General features: G+C 43.9%; 16 protein-coding genes. 4 read left to right on the plus strand and 12 right to left on the minus strand.

The window, feature by feature from the left end:
- Positions 1-141 precede the first annotated feature (141 nt).
- From hemF to F9Y84_RS10785, 6 genes are all read right to left on the minus strand, one after another.
- Positions 142-1,053 (minus strand): oxygen-dependent coproporphyrinogen oxidase, encoded by a 912-nt coding sequence (gene hemF / locus F9Y84_RS10760; RefSeq protein ID WP_147390594.1) that lies wholly within the window; start codon positions 1,051-1,053, stop codon positions 142-144.
- Between the two features lie 5 nt (positions 1,054-1,058).
- Positions 1,059-1,637: an L-threonylcarbamoyladenylate synthase type 1 TsaC gene (gene tsaC / locus F9Y84_RS10765; protein WP_125253695.1), complete on the minus strand. Its 579-nt coding sequence runs from the start codon at positions 1,635-1,637 to the stop codon at positions 1,059-1,061.
- Positions 1,634-2,200, minus strand: a complete 567-nt coding sequence (locus F9Y84_RS10770) for a DNA topoisomerase family protein (protein WP_147390595.1) — start codon at positions 2,198-2,200, stop codon at positions 1,634-1,636. The genes tsaC and F9Y84_RS10770 overlap by 4 nt, the downstream gene beginning before the upstream one ends.
- Before the next feature lie 487 nt (positions 2,201-2,687).
- Complete coding sequence (locus F9Y84_RS10775; RefSeq protein WP_125253683.1) at positions 2,688-3,161, minus strand: DUF494 family protein; 474 nt, start codon at positions 3,159-3,161, stop codon at positions 2,688-2,690.
- 4 nt (positions 3,162-3,165) lie between these two features.
- Positions 3,166-4,248 carry a DNA-processing protein DprA gene (dprA, locus tag F9Y84_RS10780; protein ID WP_125253682.1) on the minus strand — a complete coding sequence of 361 codons (1,083 nt, stop codon included), beginning with the start codon at positions 4,246-4,248 and terminating at the stop codon, positions 3,166-3,168.
- A gap of 46 nt (positions 4,249-4,294) precedes the next feature.
- Positions 4,295-5,434, minus strand: a complete 1,140-nt coding sequence (locus tag F9Y84_RS10785; protein ID WP_128732397.1) for a LysM peptidoglycan-binding domain-containing protein — start codon at positions 5,432-5,434, stop codon at positions 4,295-4,297.
- A 127-nt stretch (positions 5,435-5,561) separates the two neighbouring features.
- On the opposite strand from F9Y84_RS10785, the gene def reads away from it, so the two are divergent.
- From def to trkA, 4 genes are read left to right on the plus strand one after another with little or no spacing between them, the layout of a single operon-like run.
- Positions 5,562-6,074, plus strand: a complete 513-nt coding sequence (gene def, locus F9Y84_RS10790; RefSeq protein ID WP_125253680.1) for a peptide deformylase — start codon at positions 5,562-5,564, stop codon at positions 6,072-6,074.
- A 33-nt stretch (positions 6,075-6,107) separates the two neighbouring features.
- On the plus strand, positions 6,108-7,055 hold the full coding sequence (gene fmt, locus F9Y84_RS10795) for a methionyl-tRNA formyltransferase (RefSeq protein WP_147390596.1): 948 nt from the start codon (positions 6,108-6,110) through the stop codon (positions 7,053-7,055).
- Entirely contained in the window at positions 7,052-8,335 is a 1,284-nt protein-coding gene (gene rsmB, locus F9Y84_RS10800) for a 16S rRNA (cytosine(967)-C(5))-methyltransferase RsmB (RefSeq protein WP_147390597.1), read from the plus strand. The genes fmt and rsmB overlap by 4 nt, the downstream gene beginning before the upstream one ends.
- Positions 8,336-8,355: 20 nt before the next feature.
- Complete coding sequence (gene trkA, locus F9Y84_RS10805; RefSeq protein WP_125253677.1) at positions 8,356-9,732, plus strand: Trk system potassium transporter TrkA; 1,377 nt, start codon at positions 8,356-8,358, stop codon at positions 9,730-9,732.
- A gap of 11 nt (positions 9,733-9,743) precedes the next feature.
- Here the strand turns inward: trkA and F9Y84_RS10810 are convergent, their stop codons facing one another.
- The 6 genes from F9Y84_RS10810 to F9Y84_RS10835 all read right to left on the minus strand — a co-directional run bounded on the left by F9Y84_RS10810 (position 9,744) and on the right by F9Y84_RS10835 (position 16,830).
- On the minus strand, positions 9,744-10,427 hold the full coding sequence (locus F9Y84_RS10810) for a flagellar brake domain-containing protein (RefSeq protein ID WP_147390598.1): 684 nt from the start codon (positions 10,425-10,427) through the stop codon (positions 9,744-9,746).
- A gap of 221 nt (positions 10,428-10,648) precedes the next feature.
- Positions 10,649-11,185, minus strand: coding sequence for a hypothetical protein (locus F9Y84_RS10815; protein WP_225740643.1), 537 nt, complete (start codon positions 11,183-11,185; stop codon positions 10,649-10,651).
- 140 nt (positions 11,186-11,325) lie between these two features.
- A complete protein-coding gene (locus F9Y84_RS10820) occupies positions 11,326-12,777 on the minus strand; it encodes a TrkH family potassium uptake protein (protein ID WP_125253675.1) in 1,452 nt (483 codons plus the stop codon).
- 62 nt (positions 12,778-12,839) lie between these two features.
- Positions 12,840-13,457: a YigZ family protein gene (locus tag F9Y84_RS10825; protein ID WP_147390599.1), complete on the minus strand. Its 618-nt coding sequence runs from the start codon at positions 13,455-13,457 to the stop codon at positions 12,840-12,842.
- Positions 13,458-13,524: 67 nt separating this feature from the next.
- Positions 13,525-14,847 carry a Xaa-Pro dipeptidase gene (gene pepQ / locus F9Y84_RS10830; RefSeq protein WP_128732401.1) on the minus strand — a complete coding sequence of 441 codons (1,323 nt, stop codon included), beginning with the start codon at positions 14,845-14,847 and terminating at the stop codon, positions 13,525-13,527.
- A 93-nt stretch (positions 14,848-14,940) separates the two neighbouring features.
- Entirely contained in the window at positions 14,941-16,830 is a 1,890-nt protein-coding gene (locus tag F9Y84_RS10835; protein ID WP_147390600.1) for a transglycosylase SLT domain-containing protein, read from the minus strand.
- Between the last annotated feature and the right edge of the window lie 166 nt (positions 16,831-16,996).

Below are 16,996 nucleotides of genomic sequence, written 5' to 3' on the forward strand. Positions count from 1 at the left end.
TTCAAAAGCTGAATGAAGAGCTTGTTCTATATTCACAAAAAATCCGTAGTTAGTTGCCTAGCTACGGATTGTGCATGATCATTTTGATCGGTCAACCGATCAACTTCTTAACTGATCAGCATTAGCCTAGGCTCCTTTTTATTACATTGATAACCAGTTCTTTGGGGTGAGGTACTCATACAACTTTGCTTCGTTAGAGCCAGCCTCGGGTTGAAAATCATATTCCCAACGCGCCAACGGTGGCATTGACATGAGAATAGATTCGGTGCGACCACCGGTCTGCAAGCCAAACAATGTGCCTCTATCCCACACCAAATTAAACTCTACATAACGACCGCGACGATATAACTGGAATTGACGCTCTTGTTCGGTATGAGGCGTATCTTTACGTTTTTCAATAATTGGCAGATAAGCATCAAGAAACCCACTGCCCACCGCTTGCATAAAGGCAAAACTTTTTTCAAAACCCCACTGATTGAGGTCATCAAAAAATAGACCGCCCACACCTCGCGTTTCATCGCGATGCTTTAAATAGAAATATTCATCACACCACTTCTTATAATCACCATATACCTCGTCACCAAATGGTGTACACACGTCTTTTGCCACTTGGTGCCAGTGCTTCACATCCTCTAATACTGGATAAAACGGTGTTAAATCAAAGCCGCCACCAAACCACCAAATAGGCTCCTCACCCTCTTTTTCTGCAATGAAAAAGCGCACATTGGCATGGCTTGTGGGAATATGTGGATTTTTGGGGTGGATAACCAAGGATACGCCACAAGCGTGGAAGCTTCTTCCTGCCAACTCAGGCCGATGAGCGGTGGCAGATGCAGGCATAGACGCCCCAAAAACATGCGAATAATTTACCCCACCTTGTTCAATCACATTACCATCGCGGATGACACGGGTACGACCACCACCTCCTTCCGCACGCTCCCAGGCGTCTTCAACAAACTGAGCCTTACCATCAGCAGCCTCTAAGCCTTTGCAGATGTTATCTTGTAATTGTAGTAAAAAGGCTTTTACGGTCTCTAAGTTTACTTTACTCATGGTTTTTATCCTCGGATAACAGCGCCTGTTATGGCATGTTTAATTACACTTGGGGAACGGTTTGTGCCTAATTCACCGTCAACATAATAGCCTATTTGATTGCCAAACTGATTGCGCGCGTGCAACAAAGAGGCTACCGGTGTTTCACCTGTAATATTGGCGCTAGTAGAAACAATCGGCTTACCAAAGCGCTGACAGATTTGTTTAACAATAGGGTGATCGGTCACACGCACCGCGATAGTATCGTGGCCACCAGTTAACCAATGCGGTGTCTCTGGTTTCGCAGGGAGTAACCAGGTAATAGCGCCAGGCCATGCTGAAAATATCTCAGCGCGTTTATCCATTGGAATTTTGTTATCATCCACATAGGCTAAACACTGACCGTAGTTATCTGCAATTAAGATTAACCCTTTTGCTATTGGTCGCGATTTAATCTCCAGCAGTTTAGCTACGGCCTCTTCGTTATCAGGATCACACCCCAATCCGAAAATAGCTTCGGTGGGATAACAGATCACCTCACCAGCTTGCAATGCTGATTCGGGCGAGGTTATTATCGAAGCTTCCGCTTTATCGTCATTTTTCACGGTATTTCCACTATCGATTGACATGACTTCTGCGGGCATTGTAACACAGCTTTACCAGCTCTGGTTTTCTCCACCAGCACCGGCCAATTGCAATCAGGGCAAGCATGCTCGATAGGCTTAGCATTCAAAGTATATTTGCAACTTGGATAACTATTACAACTATAGAAGTGTTTACCAAACTTATTTTTTCGCTGTGTTAGCTTCCCTTTTTTACACTTAGGACAATCTGGTAATTCCTGCGAGTCAGACGCATCCTCATGCCCAATATAATGGCACTCAGGATAACCGGTACAACCAATGAACATGCCGTAGCGACCATTTTTGATGACTAAATCTCTACTACATTCGGGGCAAGCTACACCTTCAAGTACTTTAATAACATGGCTATCATGATGCGCCAAAGGCCTGATATATTCACAGGTAGGATAGCTAGCACAGCCAATAAATGGCCCCTTTTTACTGTTTTTTATCACCAGCTCGGAGCCACAGTCGGGGCATACTTCATATTCTTTTTCTAACGCATGCTTCTTTGCATTGAATAACGCATGATCAATTTTACTCATGGCTCTATTACCGCCCTTTGTGCAAGTATGCGCTTAATATAATCACCTTGGTTTTGGGGTCAAGGAAATGATAACAAATCGCTTTGAATAAATATCTTAGGATTTGGACAATAACTGAGTAAACTTGAACTCGCGGTATCAAACTCAAGAAACGCAATATCACGCTAGTCAGAAGTTATTTCCTAATACCTGGCAAATTTGTGCGTTGTTTGTGCGTCAGTAACTAGCCTATTACGAACAAATCTAACGCAGTAGTAAGGGGCAACAGCGACTAGAGAACAAGTTATTATTCTGAGTTCAAATTGAGCAGACTTACTGTTTTTAAGTCCAATCTCCATAGAGCGAAAACGAGCTGTGAGAAAGACATGAGTTACACCAATTATCTACAAAGCTCAGACAAAATAGATGGTAGAGGTCGTCATTGCACCTAAAGCACATCCAACGACCTTTGCTTGCCATGGTAGAGTAAAACCGTTCGATTACTCTGTTAATGCACAACTGATGCAGGCTCTGTAAAAATAAGATCCTCCATTTGCGCATAAGCATGCTCTTTACCTGGTACATTAAATAGTACCATCAAGATAACCCACTTAAGGTCATCCAAGCTGATGTAGGTTTTGTCCAGAGCAAACAACCTATCCATCACCATCTCTCTGGTTGTACTGTCAATCACACCAACTTGTTCTACAAACATCAAAAAGCCTCTGCTCTCTACATCTAGCATATTACACTCGCTATCCGTGTAAATACGTGTGGCATGGTCGGGCTTGGCATTTAAGTAGGGGTATTCATCACTGTGTTGTAAATCTGCAAGCTGTTCTAACCAATCAAGCGCTTTATATATTTCACCTTGATTGAAGCCTGCGCGAAGGAGTTCATCGGTCAGTTCATTTTGTTCGACAAAAATTTCTGCTTCACTATGAATATAGTTCTCAAATAAATACATTAGAATATCAAACATCTTCTTAACCCCTCGCGAGTTTTATGTAGCCGTCTAATACACGCTCTACTTTATCTTCGAGTTCTAGGTCCAGTAGTCTGGCAACCACCTGCTCTACTGGCCACTGGGTCCTTTGCGTTAAAGTGTCAACGGAAGTCACTTCAAAGCCAAGGTTTTCTAATACAGGACACAGTTCCTCTTTTTGCCTATCTATTTCTATACTATATAGACTGTTTTCACAAAAAAAGCTCACTTCTTCCAAAATATCCTCAATATTCTCGGTAAGCTTGGCCCCTTGCTTTATCAAATAATGACAACCGCTACTTAATCGGTTTTTAATTGAACCTGGGATCGCAAACACTTCTTTATTTTGCTCCAGTGCATAGCGTGCGGTAATTAACGAGCCGCTTTTTATCTCAGCTTCAACAAGTAGTACACCCAAAGCAAGTCCAGAGATTATGCGATTTCTCCGCGGGAAGTGTGTACTGTTCGCGGAGGTGTTAGGCAAAAACTCACTGATAACCAGACCACGCTGAACAATATCATCGTAGAGTCGTTGATGACGCTTGGGATAAACCACATTAACCCCAGTACCAAGCACGGCAATTGTGCTCCCACCAGCATCAAGAGCACCTTGATGTGCTGCACCATCAATTCCTCTGGCCATGCCAGAGGTTACAACCAGACCGGAGCGACTCAGCCCATTTGCAAATTCACTCGCCAATTCAAGTCCCGTTCGAGTAGAGCTACGACTACCAACCACTGCGACTTGTGGTTGCGCTAGTAATGAGACGTTACCTTTACAAAAAAGTACAATCGGCGGGTTACAAATTTCTTTTAGTTGAGTTGGGTAAGCGGAAGAAAATATAGTGAGGATATGGATCTGCTGGTTTTGACAAAACGTGCTAATACTGTCTATTTTTGACCAATCCGTATGAAGCAAGTTATTCGCCACTTGCTCACTGAGTCCTAAGGCACACAGTTCAGGTTTACCTAGGGTAAACAGCTCATTAAGTGACAACTTTTTCAGTAAAGCAAGCACCGTTTTTACGCCAAGACCTTGGCATAAAGCCAGTGCCAGAACACATTTTTGTTCTGAATATTTCATACTCTCTCCTTGAGTTTATTGCTTCATTCAAGGAGAAGTTGAGCTGCTAATTGTCAGCCATTTCCTTGAACGCTTGTACGTAGTCACCGACTCTTATTGGTTCGGAAGTCGCCACAACCATGGCATAGCTGAGGTCTTCATAAACTTTAAAGACCATAACTTCTCCTACCTTTTCTTTGGGCATATGCCATACGATGCTACTGTCATCATTTTCCTCACCAAACCAAGACCCCATTTGGGTGATCATTTTGTCGAGTCGAGACGCATCTTCAATGTAGCGAGGTCCATGTTGACTTTCTATAACTGTAGGCGATTGTCTAACAATATCAAGCACGTTGCCCTCTTTAAGCTGCGCTTTGCTGCCAACATCAAGCACCACAACACTCATGGTACTAAACTCTCTAAGCTTATTGTCACTCGCAATAATACGGCCACTTGTCTGTTGTTTTGGACGGGCCATTGAAAACTGCGCGGGATAGCTTTGCCCACTGGCGATAGGTAAAACAATATCACCAGCTCGTACTTCTTGTTTAGCCACTTCGAGATGAAGCTTAGCTGGTCTTCCGGCTTTCATATTACCCTGTTCAACAACATGACCACTTCCTACTAGCACAGCTTCTAAACCTAGCGTTTCATTACTATCCAATGCCCGATATGTGTCACCGCGCCTATAGATAGCATAATGACCGCCTTTGACTAAATCCGCTTTGACATAAAGTAGGTGACCAGGCGACGCATTTTTCACATTTCGGTCGGCACCTAATACAATAGGGCTTTGGGCAAACTTGGATTCAGACAGAGTTTGCTCAAACCGCAAAAAAGGCTCCATCATTGGTAGAGGTAAAGTTGGAATTGCTGTCGACTTTTGGTTGATAACACGCACATGTGGAGAGAGCTTTTTTATCCCTTTATCCAATATCAACATTGGATTTCCGTGTGCATCGTACTGCAACTTAAGATTATCACCAGGATAGATTAAATCAGGATTTGCAATATTTGGATTCCACTGCCATAGCTGCTTCCACTTCCATGGGGAGCGCAGGTACATTTTAGAAATATCCCACAAAGTATCGCCTTTTTTCACCACATAATGTTGCGGTGCATCAGCTTTCACTGTCAAGGGCTCTGCTTTTACTGAAAAAACAGTACAACTAGCGATCATTATTGCAGCAATCGGATATTTCATGATGGCTTCCTTGTGGTTATTTTTGCTTATTATCCATCAAAACCTGTTAAAGGGGAACTTGAATGGCTAAAATAAGACCATACACTAGCTTACATCAGCTTACACGATTAATTGATTTAGGGTAATCATGGCCATATTAGAAGTTTTAAAGTTTCCAGATGAACGTTTGCGTACCGTTGCAAAACCAGTAGCAGAGGTTAATGACGAAGTACGACAAATCGTTAAAGATATGTTGGAAACTATGTACGATGAGAATGGTATCGGCCTTGCGGCTACGCAAGTGAACATTCATCAACGCATTGTTGTTATTGACGTTTCAGAAGAGCGCGATGAACCGCGCGTATTAATTAACCCAGAAATTATCAAGCGCGATGGGTCTACCGTGAGCGAAGAAGGCTGCCTATCGGTGCCATATTCATACGCAAAAGTAGACCGTGCTGAAACAGTCACAGTGAAAGCAATGAATGAGCAAGGCGAAACGTATGAAATAGACGCCGAAGGCTTACTAGCCGTGTGCATTCAACATGAATTAGACCACTTAGTTGGTAAGCTATTTATCGATTACCTATCGCCACTCAAGCGTAATCGTATTCGTAAGAAGCTCGAAAAAGAAGCTAAGCTCGCTGCAAAGCAAGCCTAATCCATTACCAACTAACTGACTTTAGGGTATTTCGTGAGTAATCCTTTGCGTATCGTTTTCGCAGGCACGCCTGATTTTGCAGCGCGCCACCTTGACGCTCTTATTCAATCACACCATGACGTTGTGGCAGTATACTGTCCACCAGATCGCCCTGCTGGGCGTGGTAAAAAGCTAAAAGCGTGTGAAGTAAAAGTGTTAGCACAAAAACATGACCTTCCAGTATTGCAACCACAATCGCTTAAAACACCAGAGGCACAGGCTGAACTTGCGGCATTAAATGCCGACGTCATGATTGTTGTTGCCTATGGTGTGCTGCTTCCGAAGGCTATTTTAGATACACCTCGACTAGGCTGTCTTAATGTACATGGTTCGATCTTACCAAGATGGCGAGGAGCCGCTCCAATCCAACGCGCCGTTTGGGCTGGAGACAGTGAAACCGGTGTGACGATAATGCAAATGGACGAAGGTCTAGATACTGGCGATATGCTACATATTGCTCGCTGCCCTATAACCGCAACAGATACGAGTGCCGATTTATACAACAAACTTGCGCTGCTCGGCCCCGATGCGCTTATCGAGACGCTAACACGCTTGTCTGCTGGTGAGATCACGCCAGAAAAGCAAGACGATACGCTAGCCAATTATGCTAAGAAGCTGAGCAAAGAAGAAGCTAACATTGATTGGCAAATGGACGCTGAGCAAATTGAACGTAACATCCGCGCATTTAATTCATGGCCGGTTTGCTTTACCAGCATGGCAGGTAACAGTGTCAAAATTTGGCAGGCAAAGGTTGTTGACGAACAAGGTGATGCAGGACACGTACTTCGCGCAGATAAGCACGGTATCGTTATTGCCTGTGGCACACAGGCATTAGAGATCCACACCTTGCAGCCTCAAGGAAAGAAGCCAATGTCTGCACAAGACTTTTTAAATGGTCGAGCTGATTGGGTAGCAATTGGCGCTAAGGTTGGTGAAGCGTGAGTAATGTTCGCGCACTCGCTGCCCAAACCCTGTTTCAAGTTGTCGATAAAGGTGCATCGTTAAGTGCGCAATTGCCACTTGCCACCAGCCAGTTAGACGGTAAAGATAGAGCTTTGCTACAACAGATTTGCTATGGCGTATTGAGATATTTACCGTCTTTAGAGCATTACTGCCAGCAACTGTTAGATCAGCCCCTAAAAGGTAAGCGACGTGTTTTCCAGTTTTTGTTGTATGTGGGTATTTACCAACTTCAACATATGCGTGTCCCTGCTCACGCCGCGGTTGCTGAGACAGTAAACGCATTAACGCCGCTTAGAGCGCCTGGCATGAAAGGCTTGGTTAATGCGATTTTACGTAACTTCCAGCGCCATCAAGTCGAGCTAGAAACCAGTGCTACCGAGATCCCAGCTTGCTTATACAACCACCCAGGCTGGTTTATTAATCAACTAAAAGCAGCTTACCCAACTCAGTGGCAGACTATTTTAGAAGCGAATCAACAACAGGCACCAATGTGGCTGCGTGTTAACCAATCACAGTTTTCCACCTCAGATTATGCAGCTATGTTAGACCAGGCGGGTGTCGCCTATCAGCTTCATGGTGAATACCCAGACGGCATACTGCTTGATAGTCCAATTGATGTCTATGCCTTACCACAATTTGCCACTGGCGCTTGCTCAGTGCAAGATGCTGCAGCTCAAAAAGCAGCAAGATTACTATCTCCACGAAAAGGTGAAAATATTCTTGATGCTTGTGCCGCCCCTGGTGGTAAGACTTGCCATATTTTAGAGTTAGCTGGCGCTAAAGTGACCGCAATTGATGCTGATGGCGCACGCTTAGCACGTGTGGAGCAAAACCTTGAACGGATCGGATTGTCGGCCAAATGCCTTGAGGGCGATGCTAGTGACCCTGAAGCCTGGTGGGACGGCGAATTATATGATCGTATCTTGTTGGATGTACCTTGTTCAGCTACTGGTGTTATTAGACGACACCCGGACATCAAATGGCTGAGGCGAGCTTCTGACATTGATAACTTGGTGACGTTACAGGCACAAATTATTGATAAAATCTGGCCATTACTCAAGCCCGGTGGCACACTAGTTTATGCAACCTGCTCGGTATTACCACAAGAAAACCAGCAACAGATCGCACGCTTTCTTTCTGCGACACCTGATGCTGAGCTTGTTCCTTTACATGATGCAGACACCAAAGCACAACCAGGCTTGCAATTATTACCCGGACTGAGCGATGGGTTTTATTATGCTAAGTTGATAAAAAAATAATATAACTCGACGCAATACATATGAAAATCATTATCTTAGGTGCCGGACAAGTCGGCGGAACACTGGCAGAAAACCTTGTCGGTGAAGAAAACGAAATTACCGTTGTTGATATCGACGGCGAGCGCTTAAGAGAGCTACAAGATAAATATGATTTACAGGGCGTGACGGGACACAGTGCACACCCCGATATCTTGCGTCAGGCTGGAGCTGAAGACGCAGATATGATCATCGCAGTAACCAGCTCAGATGAAGTGAATATGATAGCGTGTCAGGTTGCTTACAGTATTTTTAATACGCCAACGAAAATTGCTCGGATCCGCTCCGAGCAATATTTAAAGTATAGAGAAAAGCTTTTTCATAACGATGATTTACCAGTCGACCACTATATTGCTCCCGAACAGCTGGTCACGCAATATATCCGTCGCCTGATTGATTATCCGGGTGCCCTACAAGTACTCCAATTTGCCGAAGGTATGCTCTCCCTTGTTGCCGTAAAAGCATATTACGGAGGCTTACTTGTAGGCTATGCACTCTCTGCCCTGAAGGAACACATTCCTAACGTCGATACTCGGGTTGCTGCAATTTATCGCCAAGGGAAAGCCATCAAACCGCTAGGCACAACAGTGATCGAAGCCGATGATGAAGTGTTCTTTATTGCCGCTACCAAGCATATTCGGGCAGTAATGAATGAGCTACAAAAGCTTGAACGTTCCTATAAAAAAATAATGATAGCCGGTGGTGGTAACATCGGCGCTGGGTTGGCAAGCTCACTAGATAAGAATCATAGTGTTAAATTGATTGAGCGTAATCAAGCGCGTGCTACCCAGCTGTCTGAAACCCTAGATAATACTGTGGTGTTTTGTGGTGACGCCTCTGATCAAGAGTTACTTTCAGAAGAGCATATCGAGCAAGTCGATGTCTTTATTGCCGTAACCAATGATGATGAAGCCAATATCATGGCCGCGATGCTGGCTAAACGTATGGGAGTACAAAAAACCATGGCGCTGATCCAACGTGGTGCCTACGTCGACCTCGTTCAAGGGGGTGATATTGATATTGCAATCTCACCACAGCAAGCCACCATTTCAGCGCTACTCACACACGTACGTCGTGGTGATATCGTAAATGTTTATTCACTGCGCAAAGGCGCAGCAGAGGCAATTGAAGCTGTAGCACATGGTGACGAAAACACCTCTAAGGTCGTTGGTCGTACGGTTCGAGATATTAAGCTACCCCCTGGCGCAACGATAGGCGCAATCGTACGCGATGAAGATGTACTCATTGCACATGACGACACCATTATTCTATCTGGCGACCACGTGATCATGTTCTTAATCGATAAAAAACAAATTGGTGTCGTAGAGAAGCTCTTTCAGGTCAGCGCTTTATTTGTGTAAAGCGCCATAGTTTACGTATCGCGGTGATCTTGAAAAATCGATAAATCTATCAGGTAATCCTTTAACACACCACGGATCACGCCTGGCTCCGAAGTCAGGTGAATACCCAAAGACAAAATATCATCATGTTGGCGTATCTTTCGCACATCACCCTCTAAGGTAATTTGGTTTCCTTCTTTGCCCTCAATCAGTACGCTACATTTTGCACCTTCTTGCAAATCAGGCATATCAGCTGACGTTAAATCAAGCTGTAACCCTGATAGGGAAATATCTTTGATGACACCTACTTCGTTTTTATTACTGTATTGAAAGTGAGCAGGAATAAGCGTTGGTACGCGACTTTGCGCACGTAGCTTGTAAGTTTGAATCTTTTCCGGGGGATAGAGGAAAATAAGCCGCGCGGGATGGACTGAAACCGCCTTAATCTGCGATCTGAAAGCAATAACCTGACCATCACCATTTTCGAGCAATGCTCTAACAATGACAGTGGTTCCTTCCATAACAAAGTCCAGCGCCGCGCCTAATCGCTTAGGGTTGGGATGGTTTAGAATTAAAAATGCTCCTTGGAGCAGACCGACATATTCTGTTTTTATTCTTTTACTGTTCGCCGGTAAGCAAATTTCTATATCAACGAGACTGCCTGCGCTGATGGCTGTGAGCAAACTTTCCTGCCCAACCTCTCGAGTTCTTAACATGATCCTAACCCTTCCTGAGTTTAACTCTACTGCTTTTGTATTGTAGCAGTTTTAGCGAAGGGTCATTTAAAACTGAATTAAGGTGAATTACAACACGTTCGCCATCAATGCTCTCAGCTATAATTTGACCTTAATTGATGTAGCCTCTCTTTCACCGCACTTGCCAATAAAATCCATTTTATGGTCAAGGCGACAGCACAAGTGTTAAAAGCAAACTTAGGTCACTTAATCAAAAAATGGCTTTTTAACATCATTGCACCGTCTCTTAATGTCATCATCCTGCTTTGGATCTCAAGCGAACTTTGTGGCATCGCCAATTCTTCAGCTTCAATAAAAAGCATCATCGGCTCACTATTACGTTTTGCGACGAATAAAATCCCGGATACATCATGTTGAAACAAACAACCAGTATGATTTGGCACAATTGTATCGAGTATTGCGGGTATTTGACGCTTTTGCCAAAGCTCATTTTCAGACACAACTTGTACAACAAACCGAGCACCACTTTCACAACCAATTTGATGATATAAGTCATATGCCTTGGGAGCCGTTGGTAAGTCTTGCTCCGCTTGTAATAAATAACCAATATCCCTTATCAGCTTGTTTAACTGTGTTACGCTTCGTTCTATAAGCTGCATTCCAGAACCTTGCTCATGGCTTGCGGCAAATCCTTCAATGACTCTAAACCCTTTATCTGAAAAGCGTGTGGCAAGCAAAGTCGTCACCTCAAAGTTAAATCGTTGTAAAAATACTGACATTTGAAAACCCCGAAAATCCGAGTTTTTAGTATTTTTATTAACTTTTTCTTTCTTAAGGATGAAATCGTAAGGCAAAAACACTTGGTGTGGGTATAAGGTGAGATGGGCGTTGTCAGTACAAGCCCATCGTTATTTGTCGGCTATCCGCGCCAGAAGGTAGGTGTAAACAACACCAATAATGTAAATATCTCTAATCGACCAAATACCATCGCTAAGGTCAGTATCCACTTTGCAGAATCGCTAATATCACCGTAATGCGCTGCCACCTCGCCAAGGCCGGGACCGAGGTTATTTAGACAAGCAGCCGTTGCAGAAAAGGCGGTGATATTATCCAGACCAGTACCAAGTAATGCGACCATAATAATGACAAAAACCAGCGCATAAGCGGAAAAGAATCCCCATACGGCTTCGACGACTTTATCTGGTAGGGCTTTACGGCCCAGTTTAATTGAGTAAATAGCCCTTGGGTGAACCAAGCGGTTCAGCTCACGGATCCCTTGTAAATAGAGTAAGAAGACTCGCACCACTTTCATGCCACCTCCCGTAGAGCCTGCACACCCACCAATAAAGCTTGAAAAAATCAGCAGAATAGGAAGAAACAAAGGCCAACTTGAAAAGCTATCAGTGGCAAACCCTGCGGTAGTACTAATTGACACTGCTTGAAAAAGTGCCTGATCCAAAGTTTCGTCGCCCGTTTCATAAACATTATTTGATGACAATACCGCAAAGCAGATCACCACAAGTGCGAGTTGAATAAATAGAAAAACTTTAAACTCCGGATCTCGCAGGTAGACCTTGATATTGCGGCTTGAGACCGCAGCGTAATGCAATGAAAAGTTAATTGCAGCAATCAACAAGAAGATCACACAAATAACATTAATTAGAGGGTTATCAAAGTAACCAATAGAAGCATCATAGGTTGAAAAGCCGCCTATCGCTATAGTAGCAAAAGCATGACAGATAGCATCAAACCAGTTCATTCCTGCAAGCCAATAGGAAACTGTACAAGCCGCTGTGAGTGAAACATAGATATACCACAAATGCTTTGCAGTATCGGCTATTCTCGGTGTCATTTTAGAGTCTTTTACGGGCCCTGGCGTTTCGGCTCGATACAACTGCATACCACCAACACCAAGCATAGGCAGTACAGCCACCGCTAAAACAATGATCCCCATACCGCCTAGCCACTGCAATTGCTGACGATAAAAGAGTACAGATTTTGGCAAGTGCTCAATACCTGTCAGTACTGTTGCCCCCGTTGTGGTTAGCCCAGAAAAGGCTTCAAAAACGGCATCTGCAAGTGAAAGATTCGGTTTATCGAGGAAAATGAGAGGTAAGGACGCGAATGTTCCCAGTACTAACCAGAACAATACAACGATTAAGAACCCTTCTCTGGCCTTAAGGTCGCCGTTTTCCTTGCGATTTGGATAGTACGCGAACAGTCCCATTAACACACTAAAGATGAACGCTAGGACGAAAGGTACACCACCACCATCTTTGTATATCAAAGAGACAATGGCCGGTGGCACCATAGTGATACTAAACAGGGCAACTAATTGTCCGAGAATTTTTATTATGGTACGAAATTGCATTTTGTACGCTGCACTTTTGTTATTTAACCAGAGGTTAATGAGTAAATGTAAAGAAGTAGAGCCTACTCCTTGAGGTGTTTAAATAATACAACACCATTGGTTAATTCATAAATAGCATCAATAATTTGTTGTGTCTGTCGACTATCGACAGAAAGCTGCCACGCAATATTGGCACCATACGTTTTATCACTGTGTAGCACCGTAAATTGGCTTTGTAACAACTGCTCTATCACCCCCTGAAGATGGTAATCACTCTGGCCAACAATGATAGAAGCAGGTACTTTTTTGCTTGTTTTGAGTATAGCCAAAGCATTATTGAGGGTTCCACCATATGCCCTTACTAAACCGCCTGTGCCTAGCTTGATACCACCAAAATATCGTGTGGTTACTGCCGTTATTTCTCCAAGGCCAGAACCCAACAAAACATTTAGCATTGGCTTACCCGCAGTGCCATTTGGCTCGCCATCATCAGAAAAACCTAATATATGACTTCCTCCTGGTGCCCCAGCAATGTGCGCCCAACAGTTGTGACGCGCATCTGGATACTGCTCATTGATGTGTTTAATAAATGCTTTGGCATCCTCAATAGTTGGGGTATGCGCCAAATGGACAATAAACGCGCTTTTCTTTATTTCTTCGTGATGACTAATTGTTTCACTGGGGATGAAATATTCTGACATACTGCTCCAAACTAAAAGGGAGCCAATTGGCTCCCAAATATACTGATAGTTAGTACTCGCTAGCAGATCACTCTAGACCGAGATCTCTGGTCATATTTTCTAGCCTATCTTCATGAACAATGATGTTGTCCTCAATACGGATACCACCATATGGTTTCAGCGCATCAATTTTATCCCAATTAATGTACTGTTTGTTGTTTGTTTGCGCCAAATCTTCTAATAATGAATCAATGAAGTATAGGCCAGGTTCAATGGTGAATACTTGATTTGCTTCAATTTTACGGGTACAGCGCAAGAATGGGTGACCTTCGGGTGGCGCTTGATGCGTGCCCGCTTCATCCGCCATAAACCCGCCCATATCGTGTACCTGTAGACCTATGTGGTGACCGAGACCATGAGGGAAGAATGTTGATGTAATGCCTTTTTCAACTATCGCTTGTGCATCTAGCTTAACAATATCAAAGTCACTAAGTACTTGCGCCACACGATGATGACAATCGATATGCAGCTCACCGTATAGTTTGCCCGGTTGTAATGCTTTACCCAACTCAATTTGGTGATCGTTCATGACTTTCACCAACTCGGCAAATTCACCTTGCTTAGCGAAATCATAGGTTCGCGTAATGTCAGAGGCATAGCCATTGTAGTTAGCTCCTGCATCAATCAAAAACGATAAATGCTGACTCGGCGCTTTACGTTCAAAATGGGTATAGTGCAAGATGGCACAGTTTTCATTCAGTGCGACGATATTACCGTAAGGTGTATCGTTTTCCATGTGTTGAGTCGCATTGAGATACGCTTGTTGGATTTCAAACTCAGAGCCACCAGCAAAAAACGCTTCTCGTGCAGCCACATGACCTAGCACACCTAGGCGACTTGCTTCACGTAAACATGCCATTTCGTATTGGGTTTTATAAGCACGATGATAATGTAGAAAGTTCATTACCGGCTCAGGGTTCACCTGAGTAAAGCCTAGCGCTTGTGCAACTTCTAAATACTCACCGATGTAGGCATAATTTGCTTTGTCGTAAGGCAATAACTGCTCAACTTGATCCGGCTTAACTAAGAGCTGAATATCAAAATACTCAGCCCAGAAGTCTCTTGGCTCATCTGGCACTTTGTGCCAAAAATCAACCGGACGATAGAAGATAAGCTTAGGTTTATCATTGCCGTTAACCACAATCCAGCAATGCGGGTTATCAATAACAGGTAACCAAGCTTTAAATTGTGGGTTAACTTTAAACGGATAGTACATATCATCAAGGAACTGACGCTTAGCTTGACCAGAGTGGATCACAAGCCCATCAAGTCCTTCTCTGTCTACTATCGTTTTTGTACGCTGTTGCAAAGTGGCAATATGCTCTGCGTATAAATTTGCTAACTTATCCATGGGTTACCCATTTTCAAAAATTCACATGCTTTCGAGTCTATCATAGCTGTTACCTAAAAACGACGAACTGAGTCTAATACCAGCCATGTGCGGTTACTTCACAATTTTCATCTCTAAAATATCAGCTAAGATATTGCCATCTCGACCAAGGCGAGTGTGATACACCTGTCGATATGCCATCACATTTTTCACGTAATCTCGTGTTTCTTTATACGGAATTAGCTCTATCCACAGCTCAGCAGGCATAGCCTCTGAAGGTAACCAACGTTTTATTCGGTGGTAGCCTGCGTTATAAGATGCGGTTGCTAAAATCTCATTACCGGCATTTTTACGCTTTAAGTACTCCAAATAACTAGTCCCAAGGCGGATATTGGTTGCAGGTTGATAAAGCCGCTTTTTTGTCACGCGTTTACGGTTGTTAACGTACTTTGCCGTACTTGGAAGTAACTGCATTAAGCCATGGGCATCGGCGCTAGAGCGAGCGTCAGGTGCAAAGGAACTCTCTCGACGCGCAATCGCAATACTCCAAGCAAGGTCAACGCGATGGCGTTTACTGTACTTTGAAAATAGGTCTTTAAATGCCATCGGGAAGCGTAAATCCACATAATCCCAAGCTTTGATTTGGGCTAGCGTAAAAATGGTGCTGTCATACCAATCGAACTCGGCAGCCAATACAGATGCTGCGAGCTTTTCATCTTTACTTGAGGTATTGGTTAAGTAGTTCCACTCTCTTCGCGCTTGAGTATAACGTTCTAACTCATACAACGCTTTAGCACGTTTAAACCCTGGCGCTTGAGATACTTGATCAACAATAGCAGCGTCAATTTCTAGCGGCAGCTCATTTAAAGATACGGGTAAACCCAATCGCGCAGCAGCTAAAAATCCGTAGTAATCACGCTCCTTGGCAAGTTGCTGCCAAATCACATTTGCGCCAGCAATATCTCCTCGCTTTGACAAGCTAAAAGCCAACCAATATTGCTGTGCGTTACTGAGTTGCTCATGGCCCACAAATAACGCCGAAATACCTTCCCAGTCCTGCTCTTTTAGCATATTGCTCATCAGCCATTGCAAGAGCTTTTTATCCTGTAGTGACTTTGGCACCTTATTCAACCAAAACCGTGCGTCTTTGTGACCTTTTGACGCCAGCGCCAATGCAAAGCGATATGCCACACTGTCTTTTTGTTGCTGCGAGAAACTGAACATGTTTTGCATTTTCTGCCATGCTCGCAGCGCCAAGTCAGGATCGCGCCAAATCAGTCTGCGGACACCGTATACCGCTATTTCAGACTCTTTTACGGTGCGCTTTTTAAAGCGGTACAAGCCCGCCGCCGCACTAGGGTCTTGACGTACCGTTTTATATAGCTGGGCTAAGTAGGCTTCGTGCTTTGGTAGTAACTTTTGAAGATAGTCCAACAGGGATGTTTGCCCTGACTGTGCAGCATTAGAAACTCGCTGCCACACCCGCTCTGAGGTTCTATACCCGGCTTTTTGCCACGCCCTAAAAAGCCCATCGCATGCTCTTGGCTGGGATTTTCCAACAGTCCAAATATCGGCAACTTGATCTAAGATTGCCTTTTTCGGTGCACCTAAATCAAGCTGATAAGACAAATAAGTACACTTCAGCTCCACATCACTTGTCTCTCGGTAAAACTCGATAAAGCGCGCTTTCTTTTTGTGTCGCTTTAGATACTCCAACCAAGCCGAACGCACCGGCCACTCGAGTGGTGTGTGCTCGTATATAGTTAGAAAGTGCTGGATTTCTTGTTGATATTTCAACCTAGGATGGCGCTGATAAAATGCCATTTCCACATAAGGCTTAAGCGGATGGTCAAGCTGCGCTATGGCTGCTGTAAAATTGTTATAGTTGCCAGACCAAGCAATACGCTCAGCCTGTTTAAATTCATCATGAGTGCTCTGAGCTGCACCAAGACAGCTTACGAAACATAAACTGCCCACAGCTAGGCGACGTAACCAATGTGTCATGCAAACCCTTTTCAATCTGCTAAAAACAATTCACACCGAAATTGAAATACAGCCAAAGTATGCTTATCTAAAGGCGGCGTAAAACAACGGCTACTTTGGCTTGTAATTTGCGGTTCAGCTCGCAAACTACATATAATACGCGGTGTGTTAAGCCACCATAGCAAAC

Source organism: Pseudoalteromonas peptidolytica (genome assembly GCF_012641745.1).
GTDB lineage: Bacteria > Pseudomonadota > Gammaproteobacteria > Enterobacterales > Alteromonadaceae > Pseudoalteromonas > Pseudoalteromonas peptidolytica.